This is a genomic window from Streptomyces polyasparticus, from assembly GCF_014493765.1.
Classification (GTDB): Bacteria; Actinomycetota; Actinomycetes; order Streptomycetales; family Streptomycetaceae; genus Streptomyces; species Streptomyces polyasparticus.
This window is the reverse complement of the sequence record NZ_JACTVJ010000005.1, coordinates 67,009-83,282: the sequence shown is the minus strand read 5'-3', so window position 1 is coordinate 83,282 and position 16,274 is coordinate 67,009. Positions and strand designations below refer to the sequence as shown.

The 16,274-nt window shown below is 70.6% G+C and carries 13 protein-coding genes; 11 read left to right on the top strand and 2 right to left on the bottom strand.

The window, feature by feature from the left end; translation table 11 throughout:
• The first annotated feature begins 185 nt into the window (after positions 1 to 185).
• The 6 genes from H9Y04_RS08870 to H9Y04_RS08845 all read left to right on the top strand — a co-directional run bounded on the left by H9Y04_RS08870 (position 186) and on the right by H9Y04_RS08845 (position 6,511).
• A complete protein-coding gene (locus H9Y04_RS08870) occupies positions 186 to 1,019 on the top strand; it encodes an endo alpha-1,4 polygalactosaminidase (protein WP_187813187.1) in 834 nt (277 codons plus the stop codon).
• Positions 1,019 to 2,314 (top strand): ABC transporter substrate-binding protein, encoded by a 1,296-nt coding sequence (locus tag H9Y04_RS08865; protein ID WP_187813186.1) that lies wholly within the window; start codon positions 1,019 to 1,021, stop codon positions 2,312 to 2,314. Before H9Y04_RS08870 ends, H9Y04_RS08865 begins: the two co-directional genes overlap by 1 nt.
• A gap of 9 nt (positions 2,315 to 2,323) precedes the next feature.
• Entirely contained in the window at positions 2,324 to 3,277 is a 954-nt protein-coding gene (locus H9Y04_RS08860) for a carbohydrate ABC transporter permease (protein WP_187813185.1), read from the top strand.
• Positions 3,274 to 4,158 carry a carbohydrate ABC transporter permease gene (locus tag H9Y04_RS08855; RefSeq protein ID WP_187813184.1) on the top strand — a complete coding sequence of 295 codons (885 nt, stop codon included), beginning with the start codon at positions 3,274 to 3,276 and terminating at the stop codon, positions 4,156 to 4,158. The genes H9Y04_RS08860 and H9Y04_RS08855 overlap by 4 nt, the downstream gene beginning before the upstream one ends.
• Before the next feature lie 86 nt (positions 4,159 to 4,244).
• A complete protein-coding gene (locus H9Y04_RS08850) occupies positions 4,245 to 5,195 on the top strand; it encodes a carbohydrate kinase family protein (RefSeq protein ID WP_187813183.1) in 951 nt (316 codons plus the stop codon).
• Complete coding sequence (locus H9Y04_RS08845) at positions 5,192 to 6,511, top strand: alpha-glucosidase/alpha-galactosidase (protein WP_187813182.1); 1,320 nt, start codon at positions 5,192 to 5,194, stop codon at positions 6,509 to 6,511. Before H9Y04_RS08850 ends, H9Y04_RS08845 begins: the two co-directional genes overlap by 4 nt.
• A gap of 27 nt (positions 6,512 to 6,538) precedes the next feature.
• Here the strand turns inward: H9Y04_RS08845 and H9Y04_RS08840 are convergent, their stop codons facing one another.
• Complete coding sequence (locus H9Y04_RS08840) at positions 6,539 to 7,735, bottom strand: Gfo/Idh/MocA family protein (protein ID WP_187813181.1); 1,197 nt, start codon at positions 7,733 to 7,735, stop codon at positions 6,539 to 6,541.
• Between the two features lie 119 nt (positions 7,736 to 7,854).
• Positions 7,855 to 9,867, bottom strand: a complete 2,013-nt coding sequence (locus H9Y04_RS08835) for a DUF4832 domain-containing protein (RefSeq protein WP_187813180.1) — start codon at positions 9,865 to 9,867, stop codon at positions 7,855 to 7,857.
• A gap of 170 nt (positions 9,868 to 10,037) precedes the next feature.
• On the opposite strand from H9Y04_RS08835, the gene H9Y04_RS08830 reads away from it, so the two are divergent.
• From H9Y04_RS08830 to H9Y04_RS08810, 5 genes are all read left to right on the top strand, one after another.
• The gene (locus tag H9Y04_RS08830) at positions 10,038 to 10,991 is read left to right on the top strand and encodes a carbohydrate ABC transporter permease (RefSeq protein ID WP_187813179.1); all 954 of its coding nucleotides are present in this window, start codon (positions 10,038 to 10,040) and stop codon (positions 10,989 to 10,991) included.
• An 11-nt stretch (positions 10,992 to 11,002) separates the two neighbouring features.
• Positions 11,003 to 11,977 carry a carbohydrate ABC transporter permease gene (locus H9Y04_RS08825; protein ID WP_187813178.1) on the top strand — a complete coding sequence of 325 codons (975 nt, stop codon included), beginning with the start codon at positions 11,003 to 11,005 and terminating at the stop codon, positions 11,975 to 11,977.
• A 70-nt stretch (positions 11,978 to 12,047) separates the two neighbouring features.
• The gene (locus H9Y04_RS08820; RefSeq protein ID WP_187813177.1) at positions 12,048 to 13,394 is read left to right on the top strand and encodes an ABC transporter substrate-binding protein; all 1,347 of its coding nucleotides are present in this window, start codon (positions 12,048 to 12,050) and stop codon (positions 13,392 to 13,394) included.
• Between the two features lie 66 nt (positions 13,395 to 13,460).
• On the top strand, positions 13,461 to 14,960 hold the full coding sequence (locus tag H9Y04_RS08815; RefSeq protein WP_187813176.1) for a glycoside hydrolase family 36 protein: 1,500 nt from the start codon (positions 13,461 to 13,463) through the stop codon (positions 14,958 to 14,960).
• A gap of 132 nt (positions 14,961 to 15,092) precedes the next feature.
• Positions 15,093 to 16,250: an ROK family transcriptional regulator gene (locus H9Y04_RS08810; RefSeq protein WP_187813175.1), complete on the top strand. Its 1,158-nt coding sequence runs from the start codon at positions 15,093 to 15,095 to the stop codon at positions 16,248 to 16,250.
• Positions 16,251 to 16,274 lie beyond the last annotated feature (24 nt).

Below are 16,274 nucleotides of genomic sequence, written 5' to 3'. Positions count from 1 at the left end.
CGCTCAAGTTCCGTCCCTTGACAGGGCCGACAGCGCTCGATTTACTCCCTGGCACGCCGATGTCGAACCTCGGCGACAGAGGTACGCCTAGCCGGTAGGTGGCCACGGCCACGAGCCCGGACTGAGTCGCCAGGACCGTTCCGTGTCCGAGGCGGGGACGTGCCCACCACATGTGGAGCTCTGCGATGAGCCTCGAGCGTGTGCTGAGCAAGAACAAAGCCAAGAGCCTGGCGACGACCGCCGCCCTCGCGGCGGGTGCCGCGTCCTGTCTGCTGTTCGCGCCGTCGACGGCCTCGGCCGGAGCGGCCGCGGTGTCCCTGCCGCCGCCCCACGCCGGCTTCGACTACCAGATCGGCGGCGCGTACACCCCGCCCGCCGGAGTGCGGGTGGTCAGCCGCGACCACGAAGCCGCTCCGGCGCCCGGCCTGTACAACATCTGCTACGTGAACGCCTTCCAGGCCCAGCCCGGTGCCGAGGGGGAGTGGGAGGACGATCTGCTCCTGCGCGACGGCGACGGAGAGATCGTCTACGACGGCGACTGGGGCGAGGCCGTCCTCGACATCCGCACCGCCGACAAGCGCGAACGGATCGCGGCCAAGGTGGGCGGCTGGATCGACGGATGCGCGGACAAGGGCTTCCAGGCCGTCGAGCCCGACAACTACGACACGTTCACGCGCTTCCCCGACCACCTCACGGCGAACCAGGCGAAGGCCTTCATCGCCCTGCTCGCCGACCGCGCGCACGCGGCCGGCCTGGCCATCGCCCAGAAGAACACGGCCGAACTGGCCGGTGCGGGCAAGGAGTCGGGCCTCGACTTCGCGGTGGTGGAGGAGTGCGGCGCGTACAACGAGTGCGATGTCTTCACCGCCGAATACGGCAACCACGTGGTCGTGGTCGAGTACACCGCGACCGGGATGCGCAAGGCCTGCGCAGGCTGGGGCGACGAGCTGAGCATCGTCCGCCGTGACGTGGACGTCTCTCCGGTGGGCAGCAGCGGATATCTGCGCCGGACCTGCTGATGAGCCCGTCCCGCCGCAGCGTGCTGCGCGCCGGTTCCGCCGCGGCCCTCGCGGGCGCCCTCGCCGGCTGTGCCGGCGGGGCGCCCGACGGGGTCGGCGCCGACGGCCGCGTCACCATCCAGCTCTGGCACGGCCAGACGGACACCGCCCTGAAGGTGATCAAGAGCCTGGTCGCCGACTTCCACCGGGCCCACCCGGACATCCGGGTCGACCTGGGCGGCGGCGTCCTCGCCGACGCCATGCTGCAGAAGGTGACCGCGGCGCTCGCCTCCGGTGCTTATCCGGACGTGGCGTTCATCTTCGGCTCCGATCTGGCCGGCATCGCGCGCAGCCCGCAGGTCGTCGACCTCACCGAGCACGTACGAAAGGGCCCCACGCCCTGGAACAGCTACTGGCCCTCGGCCCGCGACGCCGTCACCGTCAACGGCCGGGTCAGGGCGGTGCCGGCGATGGTCGACTGCCTGGCCATGGTCTGCAACAAGAAGCTGTTCGCCGAGGCCGGCATCGACCTGCCCGAACCCGGCTGGACCTGGGCCGAGTTCACCGACCTCGCCCGCCGTTTCACCGACCCCGGCAAGGGCCGCTTCGGCACCGGCTGGCCCGGCACCGGCGACGAGGACACGGTGTGGCGCCTGTGGCCCCTGATCTGGGGCGCGGGCGGCGAGGTGATCGCCGCGGACGGCAAGCACATCGGCTTCGCCGAGGAAGGCGTACGGGCCCTCGACGTCGTACGGGACCTGGTGCGCGACCGGAGCGTCTACGTGGATCCGAAGCCGGGCAGCGAGCAGATGTACAAGGTGTTCCTGTCCGGCCGGATGGCCATGGTGCCCACGGGACCGTGGCAGCTGCCGGACATCACCCAGGCGAAGCTCGACTACCACGTGGTGCCGCTGCCCACCTTCGGCGGCGATCCGGTCACCATCTCCGGGCCCGACACCTGGACGGTCTTCGACAACGGCGAGGCCCGCGCGAAGGCCGCCCGCACCTTCGTCACCTGGCTCACCCAGCCCGCCCAGGACAGCCGTTGGGACGTGGAGGCCGGCAGCCTGCCGCTCAGCCGGGGCAGCGAGGAGAGCCCGGCCTGGCACGCGCACGCCACCGGCACCCCGGGCATGCCCGTGTTCACCGAGGCCCTGACCTCGGCGCGGGTGCGTCCGGTGCACCCCGCGTACCCCCGGATCTCCCAGGCCCTCGGCGAGGCCATCGTCTCCGTGCTGCTCGGCCGCGCCACGCCCGCGGCGGCGATCCGCACCTGCGCCGAACAGGCCGACGCCGCCCTCCTGATACCGCGCTGAGGACCCGACATGCCGCGACTTCCCACCCCCCTGACCCTGCCACCCGACCGCACGGACCCCCGCCGCAAGCGCACCCTGCGCCGGCGCCGGCGCACCGAGTCCGCCACCGCGTGGGCGTTCGTCTCACCGGCCGTCCTCGTCATCCTCGGCCTGAGCGTCGTCCCCGTGATCTGGTCGCTCCTGCTGTCCTTCCGCGCCAGCGACCTGGTCACCCCCAGCCGCTGGGTGGGCCTGGACAACTACCGCGCCCTGGCCCAGGACCCGCACTTCCACGAGGCCGTACGGAACACGCTCGTCTACACCCTTCTGTACGTGCCCCTGAGCATCGTGGCCGGTCTCGCCCTCGCCCTGGTCCTCAACCGGCGCATCCGCTTCGTCGGCCTGTACCGCACTCTGTTCTTCGTCCCGTTCGTCGTCTCGGCCACCGCGCAGGGCGTGCTGTTCTCCTTCGTCCTCGACCCCCAGTTCGGCGCCGCCAACTCGGTCCTGCACCGCCTCGGCGTCTCCGCACAGGGCTTCCTCACCGATCCGTCGCAGGCCCTGTACGTCCTGGTCGCCATCACGCTGTGGAGCGGCACCGGTCTGTGCACCGTCGTCTATCTGGCCGCGCTGCAGGACGTACCGCAGGAGCTGACCGAGGCGGCCCGCCTGGACGGCGCCCGCCGCCGGCACCTCCTGCGCCATGTCACCCTGCCCGCGCTCGCCCCGGTCAGTGTGTTCCTCGTGCTGTGGCAGACCATCCAGGCACTGCAGGTCTTCGACCTCGTGTACGTGACCACCAAGGGCGGTCCGCTCGGCTCCACCACGGTGATCGTCTACTTCATCTGGGAGCAGGCGTTCAAGAACTTCACCGCCGGATACGGAGCCGCCGCGGCCTATGTCCTCGCCCTGGCCCTGTTCGTGATGGCCGCGCTGCTGCGGATCGCCCGCGGCCGTGCCCGTACGGAAGCAGCCGCCCGATGACCCTCACCGCCCTGCCGGAGGCCACCCGCACCCCGGCCGCCGAGGCCGTGGTCAGGCCCCGCCGTGTCCGACTGCCGTTCAGCGCCTGGCACTTGCTGCTCGCCCCGCTCGCCGCCCTGTTCGCGCTGCCGCTCCTGTGGCTGCTGGTCACCTCGGTGATGAGCGACGCCGAGATCAACCGCTTCCCGCCCGCCCTGTGGCCCTCCGATCTCGACCTCGGCGGCTACCGCTATGTGCTCGGCAACGCGATGTTCCCGCGCTGGCTGCTCAACTCCCTGATCGTCTCCGGGGTCGCCGTCGTCTCGAACCTCGTCTTCGGCGCGCTCGGCGGATACGCCTTCGCCAGGATGCGGTTCGGCGGCTCCCGGGTGCTGCTCGTCCTGATGCTGGCCACGATGGCCGTGCCCTTCCAGCTGACGATGATCCCGACCTTCCTGGTGATGAAACAGCTAGGACTCATCGACACCCTCGGCGCGCTGATCGTGCCCTCGCTCGTGACCCCGTTCGCGGTGTTCCTGCTGCGGCAGTTCTTCCTCTCGCTGCCGCGTGAACTGGAGGAAGCCGCCTGGATGGACGGGTGTTCGCGGCTGCGCGTGCTCTGGTCGGTCGTGCTGCCCCTCGCCCGTCCCGCGCTCGCCACCGTCGCCGTGCTGACCTTCCTGACCACCTGGAACGACCTGTCCTGGCCGCTGATCGCGATCAATCACGACACCCAGTACACGCTGCAGCTGGGCCTGACCACCTTCCAGGGACAGCACCACACCCGCTGGTCCGCGGTGATGGCCGGGAACGTGATCACCGTCCTGCCGGTGCTGCTCGCCTTCCTCGCCGCGCAGAAGACCTTCATCCGGTCCCTCACCACCAGCGGCCTCAAGGGCTGACCCCTTTTCCACCGCCTCCTCGCGACGACCTCCGCCTCCTCGCGACGACCTCCGCAGATTTCCGTACGACCTGAAGGACCTCGGACATGCCGCATCAGTACGACCTGCTCGTCATCGGGGACGCCAACCCCGATGTGATCCTCGGCCCGCTCGACGGACCCCTTGCCTTCGGGCAGCGGGAACAGCTCGTGGCAGCCGGCTCGTTCACCGTCGGCGGCTCGGCCGCGATCATGGCCTGCGGGGCCGCGCGCCTCGGCCTGCGGGTCGCGTTCGCGGGCCGCGTCGGGGACGACGACGCCGGGCGCTATCTGCGGGACACCCTCGCCGCGCGCGGCGTCGACACCCGCGGCCTGCGCAGGGACCCCGACCGGCCCACCCCGCTGACCGTCGTCCTGACCCGCGGCGACGACCGGGCCGTCCTCACCTCACCCGGCACCCTCACCGCCGTGAGCGGCGCGGACGTCCCCGACGAGCTGCTCGCCGCGAGCCGTCACGTCCACTCCTCCTCGTACTTCCTGCAGCCGCGCCTGGCCGCCGATCTGCCGGCCGTCCTGCGCGCCGCCCGCTCCCACGGTGCGACCACCTCCCTGGACACCCAGGACGATCCGTCCGACCGGTGGCAGGGACTCGATGCCGTACTCGCCCAGACCGACATCCTGCTGCCCAACGCCCAGGAGGCCCTGCGCCTGGCCGGGCCCGCCGCGTCCACCGTGCGGGAGGCGGCCGAACTCCTCGCCGCGCGGGGCCCGTTGACCGTGGTCAAGAACGGCGCGGACGGCGCGCTGTGCCACGACGGCCGGGTGCTGTGCACCGTCCCCGGACTGCCGGTCGAGGTCATGGACACCGTCGGCGCCGGTGACAGCTTCGACGCCGGGTTCATCGCCGCGACGCTGGACGGCAGACCGGCGCCCGAGGCACTGCGGTTCGCCGTCGTCTGCGGCGCCCTGTCCACCAGGGCGCACGGCGGCACACCTGCCCAGCCCACGTGGGACGAGGCCCTCGCCCACCTCACCCGTACCGGAGCACCTCTCGTATGAGCCGTCCGAACCCGCCCAAGATCGCCTTCATCGGCGCCGGCAGCGTCGTCTTCACGCAAGGGCTCCTCGCCGACCTCTTCGCGTTCCCGGAGCTGAAGGACGCCCATATCGCCCTGCACGACATCGACGCCGAACGCCTGACCACGGCGCAGGCCGCCGCCACGTACATAGCGCGGCACCGGGGCGCGCACACCACCGTCACCGCGCACACCGACCGCCGCGCGGCCCTGGCGGAAGCCGACTTCGTCATCAACATCGTGCAGATCGGCATGGGCGAGGCCACCCGCACCGACTTCGACGTGCCCGCCCGCTTCGGTCTGCGCCAGACCATCGGCGACACGCTCGGCATCGGCGGCATCTTCCGTGCGCTGCGCACCTTCCCGTTCCTCAAGGAGCTCGGCACCGACATCGCCGAGGTGTGCCCCGACGCCTGGCTGCTCAACTACACCAACCCCATGGCCATGAACGTCCAGTACGTCACCGCTGCCACCGGCCTCACCAAGGTCGTGGGCCTGTGCCACTCGGTGTACTGGACGATGCAGGACCTGGCCAAACTGGTGAACGTCGCCTACGACGAGATCACCTACCGCGCCGCGGGCGTCAACCACCAGGCCTGGGTGCTGCGTTTCGAGCACGAAGGCCGCGACCTGTACCCGGTGCTCGACGAACTCATCGCATCCGAACCGCAGTTGAGGCGCCGGGTGCGCGTCGACATGTACCGCAGGCTCGGCTTCTACCCGACCGAGACCAGCGAGCACTCCAGCGAGTACGTGCCCTGGTATCTCCACCACGACCAGGAGATCGAGCGGCTGCGGCTGCCGGTCGGCGCGTATCTGGGGATCGTCGACGAGAACGTGGCCCAGTACCACCGTACGAAGGAAGCACTCGCCGGCGGGCAGCCGCTGGCCGTCGAGGGCACCATGGAGTACGCCCCGCAGATCATCCACAGCGTCGTCACCGGCACCCCGCGCACGGTCTACGGCAACGTCCCCAACCACGGGCTGATCGACAACCTGCCCGCCCACGGAGTCGTCGAGGTGCCCTGCCTGGTCGACGCCTCGGGCGTGCAGCCCACGCGGATCGGGGCGCTGCCGCCGCAGCTCGCGGCGCTCAACCGTACGTATCTGAGCGCCAACGACCTGGTGGTGCGGGCCGCCTTGGAGGACGAGCCGCGGCACATCCGGCACGCCGCGATGACCGATCCGGCCACCGCGGCCGCGCTGCCCGTCGAGCGGATCTGGCAGCTGTGCGACGCCATGGTGCGGGCGCACGGCGAGCGCCTGCAGCCGGGGCTGCGGGCGCTCCTCGGCGACTGAGCCCGCCCCGTGGGGGGCCGGCCCGCATCAGCGGGTCTGCCCCCGCTCGAAGTAGGCGATGAGCTCGGCGTCCAGACCGGGGACCGTGCGCGCGTCGCCACCGGCGCGCAGCGACTCCGTGGCCCGGACGCCCGCAGCCACCGCCATGCGCGCCGCGACCGGCGAGGTGTCGGTGCGGCCGCCCGCGCGGGCGAAGCGCACGAACTCCTCGACCAGCAGCGGGTCGGCGCCGCCGTGCCCGGCATCGTCCTCGGCATCGGGTACGGGGTAGGTCGTGTCGGGCTCCGCGCGGTAGTGCGAGCGGCGGGTGTTCCACACCTTCACCACCGACCCCGGCCCGTCCCCGAAGTTCTCCAGCCGGCCCGCGTCACCGATCACGGTGTAATTGCGCCAGTAGTCGGGCGTGAAGTGGCACTGCTGGTAGGCGGCGAGCACCCCGTTGTCCAGACGCATGTTGACCAGCGAGACGTCCTCCACGTCGATGACGGGGTTCAGGCCGCGCTGGGTGCCCGGCGGCCAGTGCCCGTCCTCCGTGTACCAGTCCGCGTGCTTGGGCTCACCCGCCGCCCGCCGGTCCGGCAGATCCCCGTAGACCATGAGGTCGCCGAGCGCCTGCACCTGCCGCGCGAAACCGCCGGCGAGCCAGTGCAGTACGTCGAAGTCATGGGCGGCCTTCTGCAGCAACAGGCCTGTCGTGTAACGGCGTTCGGCGTGCCAGTCCTTGAAGTACCAGTCCCCGCCGTACCCCACGAAGTGCCGTACCCATACCGTCTTCACCGCGCCGATCTCGCCGCGCGCGATGATTTCGCGCATCAGCCGGACCACCGGCATGTGCCGCATGTTGTGGCCCACGTACAGCCGGGTGCCGGTCTCGTAGGCCGTACGCAGCACCTCGTCGCAGCGTTCGACGGTGATGTCGAGCGGCTTCTCCACGAAGACCGGCCTGCCCGCCCGCAGTGCCGCGCAGGCCAGGCCGGCATGGGTGTGGTCGGGGGTGAGGACGAGGACGGCGTCCACGTCCGGGCCGCCGATCACCTCCTTGGGGTCACCGGATATCCGCGCGCCGGGGAAGGCCGCGGCCGCTTCCGTACGGATCTCCGCGGCGTGATCCGCGACCGCGACGACCCGGGAGCCATGGCCCGGGCGGTGCGCGAGCCGGGCGATCGAGCCGCGCAGTCCGAAGCCGAGGACACCGAGGCGCAGGTCGGGGGAGGGGGCGGTCATGGGTGAGGGCCTTTCGTCAGGGAAGGACGCACCGGCCGCCCTCGGGTGAGGGCAGCCGGTGCGCCGTGAACGGTGGTGCGGTCAGCCGACGGTGCCGCGGTCGGCAGACCGCGTTCCGGTCAGCCGACGGTGATCCGGTCGATGTCGGGCGCCCAGCCGGACGGGTTGGCGATGGTGATGCGGTTGCCCGTACCCGCCTGGAGTTTCAGCTGCACCGTGGCCGTGGAGGTCGTCCACCAGTCCGCGGTCGGGCCGAACTGGACGGTCTGAGCGGTGCCGTCGTTGGCCCGGACCGTGGCGCTGCGGGCCGTGGCTGAGGCGTAGTGCAGGGTCACGGTGCGGGTGCCGCCGCTGCCGCCGTCGACCCCGTTGAAGGTGAGGGTGCCGCCGTTGCCGAGGTAGCCGACCTTGGCGCCGCCGGAGCAGCCCGCGCAGTCGGCGGTGACGGCGCCGCCCGCGAGGGTGTTGCCCGTGGCCTCGGCCTCGTAGCTCTTCGGGTCGGAGCCCTGGCCGCTGCCGACGCTCATGTCACCGAGGTCGAGCCAGCCGTCCGCCTGCTGCCCGGCATTGGCGAAGCGCAGCTTCCTGGCCGCGGAACTCACGTCCTCCAGAGGGTTCTTGGCCTTCATCACGAGCTGGTAGTCGCCCGCGGCCACGGCCGAGAGGTCCACCGTCGTGTCGAAGTACTGCGGCCGGCCGAAGTCCAGATAGGTGGGGTCGGCGCCGACGTTCCAGTCCGGGAAGGCGCGGATCTTCAGCGGCATGACCTTGCGCAGATCCCAGGAGGTCTTCCAGGTCTTCACCACGTTCCCGTCGGCGTCCTTCAGGCCGAGGCTGACGTCCCAGGGGTAGTAGAACGGCGCCACACCGTTGTTGGCGATCTGCACGCCCACCTTGGTGGTGCCCTGCGCGGTGCTGTGGAAGTAGGCGTTCTTCACGCCCAGGTCATAGCCCATGAGCCGGACCGCGGCGGCCACCTTGGGGTCGTCGGCGGCGTACTCGCCACTGCGCTCGTTGATCTTCCAGGTGGTGTGCTCCAGCTCGATACAGGCCTTCATGTCGTCCACCGCACCGCCGCCACCGGGCCAGTTGGCGAACGCGGTGCTCTGGATCTCGGGCCGGACCTCGCCGCCCATCGATGCGGTGATCCACTTGTTCTCGACGCCCTGCTCGACGGCCTTCTGCAGCTGGGCCCAGGGGGCTCCGCCCATCGAGATCGGCAGCGTCACACCGGCCGCGGGACTGCCCTCGCGGAAGCAGAAGGAGTCGTCGTGGTAGCCGATCGCCGGAAGGCCGTTGGCCGCGCCGCCGGCCGACTCCGGGTAGCGGATCTCCAGCCGGGTCTTCTTGAACGCGGTGTTGTACGCGTTGATGATCTCCGCGCCGTGGGCGTCGGTCGGCATCAGGTTCGGGTGCGAATCGCTGGTCGTGTCCGTGTCGTACGGCCAGGTGTGCCACTCGCCCCACAGGCCGACGAGGCCCAGGTGGATGTAGCCCAGACGCGGGTCGCCGTCGTACCGGGCGCCGAACGCGGCGATGAAGTTCTTGAGGCCGGCCAGAAGGTCGGGGTCGTCGTAGTCGGGGCTTGTGGTGCCCCAGTAGGCGTTTTCGCGGTTGGCGACCTTCCCGGCGAAGCAGGGCGGGATGGCGTTCGCGGGGTGCGTGCCGGTGCCACCCGGATACTCCATGTAGAAGCGGATCGCCGCCTGGTGGCCTGCCTGGGCGATCTCCTGCAGCGCGCTGTCGAGGATGCTCCAGTCGTAACTGCCGCAGTTCGAGGCGTTGTTCATGACCTCGGAGAGACCGAAGTAGGCCCAGGTCAGGGAGTGCGGGTAGCCCGCGTTCTGGTTGCCGCCCGGCTGGTAGAAGCGGGCGAAGCCCTTGAGCGGATTGTCCACGGGGGACGCGGCGGGGGCGAGCGCGTGGACCGGGAGCGAGGGGTCGGGGCTCGGGCCGGGAGCAGGCCGGACGGGTACTCCCGCGGCCGCGACGGCCGCGGCCTTCTTGCGGACCTGTGCGTCGGGGTCCGCGGCCTGGGCGCCGGCGGGCAGCGCCACCAGAGCAAGGGCCGCGGCCGCGGCACACAGGGCCGCCGAGAGCCCTCTGCCGCGTCTGCGCAGGGACGTACGCATCGAATCAACCTCCAGAGTGACGGGGGGAGTTGCAGGTCGGTTCCGTGCGCCCGGATCATCGCCGGGTTTATGCGCCAGCATTGACAAACTTTCGCTGTTCCTCATCAATATGTGTGCACGGCGCCACGCTGACAAGAGGTGCGGCGCGAGATCTCCTCGGAGGCGTAACCATGGGCGCCAAGACGGCAGTTGCGCCGCCGGACCAGGGCACCGGCATACGGGCCGCCGCGGGCAAGGAGCGGAAAAGGCCAGGCAGACGACGTGATGACCGCAAGGCGGCGTGGCTGTTCCTGGCCCCCGCACTGGTGGGCTTCGCGCTCTTCTACGCGTATCCGACCGTCCGCGGCGTCTACTACTCGCTGACCGACTACAACATGCTCGCCCCGCCGAACTTCGTCGGAGCGGAGAACTACACGCAGCTCATCGGCGACGAACAGTTCTGGAACGCGCTGAAGGTCACCGCCTACTACGTGGTCCTCAACATCGGCTCGCAGACGGTGCTCGCCCTGCTGCTCGCCACGCTCATGCACCGCCTCACCCGGTCGGTGGCGCTGCGGGCGATGCTGCTTGTGCCGTGGCTGGTGCCGAATGTGACCGTGGGGCTGCTGTGGATGTGGCTCCTGGACGCCAACCTGGGCTTCGTCAACCACGTCCTGGAAGCCCTCGGCCTCGGCACCTCCGGCTTCTTCACCTCACCCGACCTGGCGATGCCGACCATCGCCGCGGTCAACACCTGGGCGTACACGGGCTATACGGCCCTGCTCCTCTACGCCGGAATGCTCCAGGTGCCGCAGCACCTCTACGAGAGCGCCTCGCTGGACGGGGCCGGTGAGTGGCGGATGTTCCACCGGATCACGCTGCCGCTGCTGCGGCCGGTGCTCGCGCTGGTCCTGGTGGTCTCGCTGATCGGCTCGTTCCAGATCTTCGACACCATCGCGGTGACCACGAAGGGCGGGCCGGTCGGCGCCACCCGGGTCATCTACTACTACATCTACGAACAGGCCTTCGCGCAGTTCCACATGGGATACGCCTCGGCCGTCGCGGTGATCCTCGCGCTGGTGCTCGGTGTCCTGACCGCGGTGCAGATGCGCCTGCTGCGGGCCTCCCGCTCGGACCTGGCCTGAGGAGAGTGACCATGACCCGCACCCTGACCCGGGCCCGTACGTCGACCGCGGCCGACGCGCCGCACACCCGGCGCGCAGCGACCGGGAGCCACGGCCGCGTCCGTACCCGCCGCAAGCTGTCGCCCGGCAGGATCGCCGCGTGGGCGGTGCTCCTCTTCGCCCTGGCGGCCACGCTCTTCCCCTTCTACTGGATGATCCGTACCGCCCTCACCCCGGCGTCCGACCTCTACTACGACTCCACCGGGTTCGTGCCCGAACACCCCACGATGATCAACTTCCTGCGGGTGCTCGGGCTGACGAGCCAGGAGGAGGCCGTGGCCGCCGGCGGGTCCGGCGCCCAGGTGGACTTCCTGCGCTACCTGCTCAACTCCGTGGTCTACAGCGGCCTGATCGCCTCCCTGCAGACACTGTTCTGCGCGATGGCGGGCTATGCCTTCGCCCGCCTGAGGTTCCCCGGACGCGACGCGCTGTTCGGTGTCCTGATCGCCGCGCTGATGGTGCCGCCGATCTTCACCCTGCTGCCCAACTTCGTCCTGGTGAAGAACCTGGGCTGGCTCAACACCTTCGCCGGCATGGTCGCGCCCAGCGTGCTCATGACCCCATTCGCGGTGTTCTTCCTGCGCCAGTTCTTCCTCTCCATCCCGCGCGAGGTGGAGGAGGCGGCCGTCCTCGACGGGGTCGGCGCCTGGGGGATCTTCTGGCGGGTGGTGCTGCCGATGAGCCGCGGACCGCTGATCACCATCGGGCTCACCACCACGGTGTGGGCCTGGAAGGACTACCTCTGGCCGCTGCTGACCGGACGCGACGAGGAGACCCGGGTGCTCACGGTCGCGCTCGGCGTCTTCCAGCAGCAGTCGCCCAACACCCAGCCCGACTGGACCGGGATCATGGCCGGTTCCACGCTCTCGGTGCTGCCCGTCCTCGTTCTGCTCATCCTCCTGGGCCGGCGCCTGGTGGAGTCCCTGAACTTCTCCGGCATCAAGTAGGCCGACCGTCCCCCCACGCGCACAGGCACCACTTCCTTCCTGCTCCACCCATCGAGAGAGGTACGCCATCATGCGATCGACGCACCGGCGCGCGGGCGCGGCCCTGCTGTGCCTGGCCGCCACCGCCGGGCTCGTGTCCTGCGGGGGATCGGACTCCGCCTCAGGCAAGACCACGCTCGACTACTGGCTCTGGGACGACAAGCAGCTCCCCGCATACAAGGAGTGCGCGGACGCCTTTGAGAAGGCCAACCCGGACATCGCCGTGAAGATCACGCAGACGGCCTGGAACCAGTACTGGCAGAACCTGACCACCCAGCTCACCTCGGGCGACGCCCCGGACGTGTGGACCGACCAGGCCTCGTACTACCCGCAGTTCGCCACCAACGGCCAGCTCCTCGACCTGCAGCCGCTGATCGACCGGGACAAGGTCGATCTGTCCGGCTACCAGGAGGGCCTCGCCGACGTCTGGGTCAAGGACGGCAAGCGGTACGGGCTGCCGAAGGACTGGGACAGCATGGCGCTCGTCTACAACACCGCCCAGTTCGAGAAGCAGGGCGTCTCCACCGAGCAGCTCGCCGACCTCAAGTGGAACCCGGATGACGGCGGGACCCTGGAGCAGGCGATCGCCAAGGCCACCGTCGACGCGGAGGGCCGCAACGGACTCGACCCGGCCTTCGACAAGAAGAACGTCAAGACGTACGGCTTCCTGCCGGAGTGGGCCGACGGCGCCACCGGACAGAACGGGTGGGGCCCGCTGGCGGCCTCGAACGGCTTCACCTATCTCGACAAGAACCCCTGGGGCACCGAGTACAAATACGACGACCCCAAGCTCGCCGAGACCATCGCCTGGTTCAAGCGCCTGATCGACAAGGGGTACGCACCCCGCTTCGACAAGCAGTCGAGCGTCGGCAACACCGAACTGCTCAGCGCGGGCAAGGGCGCGATGATGATCGCGGGCTCGTGGACCATCTCCACGTTCACCGACCCGAAGGCGCGCCAGAAGTTCGCCTTCGCACCGCTCCCCGCAGGCCCCGAGGGCCGCAAGAGCTCGCTCAACGGTCTGTCCGACGCGATCTGGGCCGGCACCGAGCACAAGGAAGAGGCCTGGAAGTGGGTCAAGTACCTGGGCTCGGCCGAGTGCCAGGACAAGGTCGGCAAGCGGGGCGTCGTCCTCCCCGCCCAGAAGTCCGGCACCGAGGCTGCGCTCGCCGCGCACACGGCGGCCGGCCGTGACATCAGTGCCTTCACCGACATCGCCGCCGACAAGAACAGCACCTTCATGCTCCCCGTCACCGAGCACGGCACCGAGATCAACCCGCTCGTCCAGGACGCCGTCCAGTCGGTGATCCTCGGCCAGGCGGAGCCGGGCCCGGCGCTCAAGAGCGTCAACGAAAAGGTCAACGGCCTCTTCAAGTAAGCCACTTCGCCCGTGGGGCGGCAGAGCACACCTGCCGCCCCACCCCGTTCTCACGCAAGGAGACCCATGGCCCAGCTCCTCGACGTCGGCGCACACACCTTCGCCGTCGAACTCGAAGGCGAAGGCGCTCCCCGGCCCGTCGACGGCGGTCTGCTGCTGCCGCCCGGACGCGTCGCCGTTCTGCACGGCCTCGGCGACGCGCTGTTCTACCGGCACGGGCACAACTCCTGGAGCCCGTGCGGATGGCGCAGGCTCTCGGAAACGCCCCTGCGCATCGAGAGCGCCGAGCGCCGGCTGACCGCCGACGACACGGTCTGGGACGACCCCGCGCGCCACCACTCGTCCGCGGTGGCCGCACTGGAGGGGCCCGACGGCCGGGTGCTGCTGCTCGGCGCCCTCGGCCTCGACGTCCCGCGCCTGGCCGCCGACCGGGACACCCTCTCCGGCTGGTACGAGTCCGCGGGCGCGCCCTGGTTCCTCGCGTACGGCTCCGAGGAGGAGGTGTTCGGCGCCTACACCGCGCAGTTGGGCGAGCGGCTCGGCCGCAGCACCCGGCGGGCGGGCAACGTGTGGTGCAGCTGGTACGCGTACTACGAGAACATCACCGAGGAGCAGCTCACCAAGGACATCACCGCCCTGCGCGGACTGCCCTTCGACGTCGTGCAGGTCGACGACGGCTGGGAGCGGATGGTCGGCGACTGGGAGCCGAACGACAAGTTCCCCTCCGGAATGCGGGCGTTGGCGGACCGGATCAACGACGCCGGGCTGCGCGCCGGACTGTGGATCGCCCCGTTCATCGCGCTGCCCGAGTCGCGGACCGCACGCGAACACCCCGAGCTGCTGCTGCGCGGTGAGGACGGCGAGCCGGTGATCGCCGGGTACAACTGGGGGACCGGCTACTACGCGCTCGACCTCACGCGTCGCGCCGCGCAGGACCACGTACGGGAGACGATCCGGCGGGTCACGCAGGACTGGGGGTTCGGCTACCTCAAGGCCGACTTCATCGGAGCCGCCGCGGCTCCCGGCGTACGGGCCGCGGACACCGGGCGCGAGAAGGCGTACCGCCTCGGCTTGGAGATCATCAGGGAGGCGGCGGGGCCCGACACGTATCTCCTCGGCAGCGGCGCACCGTTGCTGCCCTCGCTCGGACTGCTCGACGGCATCCGCAGCGGACCCGATGTCGCGCCGCAGTGGGAGCACTACGCGACCCAGGATCCATCCGACGCGCTCGCCCGCAACGCCGTGGTCAACACGCTCCACCGCCTGTGGCAGTCGTCACTGCTCGAAGTCGACCCGGACGTCGTGTACTTCCGCAGCCGCCTCAACCTCCTGACGGAGCATCAGCAGAGCTGGCTGCGCGACCTCGCCGACATCTGCGGCTTCCGTGCGGTCTCGGACCCGCCGGGCTGGCTGCACCCGGACGAACTCCAGGCGCTCACCGACTACTTGGGGGCCAGGCCCGAGATCCGCAGGACCGGCAGGTACCGGTTCGCGCTCGACGGACGCGAGGTCGATTTCACGGCGGCCGTGGCGCCCGAGGCACAACAGCGCTACCCGATCTCCTAGAGGAACGACAGCACCAGCCGATCTTCCAGGCGAACGCCGCGATCGGACCCGGGCGGCCCCCGGGAATTAGTAAACTGCCCAGCGATATCCAGCGGCGGGTACCGCGCGTTCCCCACAAGGGAGTAGACCAGCATGGCGACCACGGGCACGGACCTGTCCCGGATGCGCGAGATGAACCAGCTCTCCATCGTGTGGGCGCTGCGCGGCAACCCGCCTTCGACCGTCACCGAACTCGCCGGCCGGACGGGCCTTTCCCGTCCCGCCGTCGACGTCCTGGTGCAGGCGCTGGTCACGGACGGCTGGGCGGCGGTCGAGGAACCGGGTGCCAGGAGCGTCGTGGGGCGCCCGGCCCGCCGCTACCGCTTCCGCGCCGACGCCGGCCACGCCCTCGGCATCGACATCGGCGTGCACAAGGTCCTCGTGATGCTGAGCGATCTCGAGGGCAACCTGGTCGAGGCCGTACGCAGGCCCGCCGACCCCGACGCGGATCCCGCCGCCCGTCTCGCGACGGTCGACGCGGCGATCGACGAGCTCCTCGACGCGGCCGGTATGACACCGTCCGACATCTGGGGCATGACCGTGGGCGTGACCGGACCGGTCGACGCCACCGGCCGCACCTCCTTGTTCACCCCGCTGCCCGGCTGGGGCGAGGCCGACCCGGCGGGCCATCTCGCCGCCCGGTTCCGCTGCCCCATCCAGGTCGAGAACGACTGCAAGCTCGCCGCCGTGGCCGAGCGCTGGAAGGGCGTCGCGCAGGACGCGGACGACATCGTGTACCTGCTCGCCGGCATCCGTACGGGAGCGGGCCTCATCCTCGACGGCACCCTGCGCCGCGGCCACGGCGGCGCCGCGGGCGAGATCGGCGCGCTCAAGGCCGTCCGCTGGCTGGATGCCCCCGGGCACCTGGCCGCCTGCCCCGGCGTGCCCGCGACCGCCCGGCCGGGAGAGGCCGCCGCATGGGTGTTCCAGGCGGCGCGCGAGGGCAACCGCGAGGCCAGGACGGCCGTACGGCGCTACACGCGCGATCTCGCCGTCGGCGTCGCCGCGCTCGTGCTCGCACTCGACCCCGAGATCGTGGTCTTCGGCGGCGGCTTCTCGCGCTCGGCCGACATCATCCTCGACCCCCTGCAGCGCGAACTCACCAAGCACTGCCTGCGCCTTCCCGAACTGCGCACCTCCACCCTCGGCGACGAGAGCGTGGCGCTCGGCGGTCTGCGCCTGGCACTCGACGACATCGACAAGCGCCTCCTGAGCGCGGAACTGGCGGCCCCGCGCGCACCTCGGGGCTGACTGCGGCGGGCGGGCCGCGGCCGG

Bases quoted from the DNA above. Each gene is read 5' to 3' on its own strand.
- H9Y04_RS08825 (WP_187813178.1), top strand. From the start codon at position 11,003: ATGACCCGCACCCTGACCCGGGCCCGTACGTCGACCGCGGCCGACGCG.
- H9Y04_RS08870 (WP_187813187.1), top strand. From the start codon at position 186: ATGAGCCTCGAGCGTGTGCTGAGCAAGAACAAAGCCAAGAGCCTGGCG.
- H9Y04_RS08855 (WP_187813184.1), top strand. From the start codon at position 3,274: ATGACCCTCACCGCCCTGCCGGAGGCCACCCGCACCCCGGCCGCCGAG.
- H9Y04_RS08835 (WP_187813180.1), bottom strand. From the start codon at position 9,867: ATGCGTACGTCCCTGCGCAGACGCGGCAGAGGGCTCTCGGCGGCCCTG.
- H9Y04_RS08815 (WP_187813176.1), top strand. From the start codon at position 13,461: ATGGCCCAGCTCCTCGACGTCGGCGCACACACCTTCGCCGTCGAACTC.
- H9Y04_RS08820 (WP_187813177.1), top strand. From the start codon at position 12,048: ATGCGATCGACGCACCGGCGCGCGGGCGCGGCCCTGCTGTGCCTGGCC.
- H9Y04_RS08860 (WP_187813185.1), top strand. From the start codon at position 2,324: ATGCCGCGACTTCCCACCCCCCTGACCCTGCCACCCGACCGCACGGAC.
- H9Y04_RS08810 (WP_187813175.1), top strand. From the start codon at position 15,093: ATGGCGACCACGGGCACGGACCTGTCCCGGATGCGCGAGATGAACCAG.
- H9Y04_RS08850 (WP_187813183.1), top strand. From the start codon at position 4,245: ATGCCGCATCAGTACGACCTGCTCGTCATCGGGGACGCCAACCCCGAT.
- H9Y04_RS08845 (WP_187813182.1), top strand. From the start codon at position 5,192: ATGAGCCGTCCGAACCCGCCCAAGATCGCCTTCATCGGCGCCGGCAGC.
- H9Y04_RS08830 (WP_187813179.1), top strand. From the start codon at position 10,038: ATGGGCGCCAAGACGGCAGTTGCGCCGCCGGACCAGGGCACCGGCATA.
- H9Y04_RS08840 (WP_187813181.1), bottom strand. From the start codon at position 7,735: ATGACCGCCCCCTCCCCCGACCTGCGCCTCGGTGTCCTCGGCTTCGGA.
- H9Y04_RS08865 (WP_187813186.1), top strand. From the start codon at position 1,019: ATGAGCCCGTCCCGCCGCAGCGTGCTGCGCGCCGGTTCCGCCGCGGCC.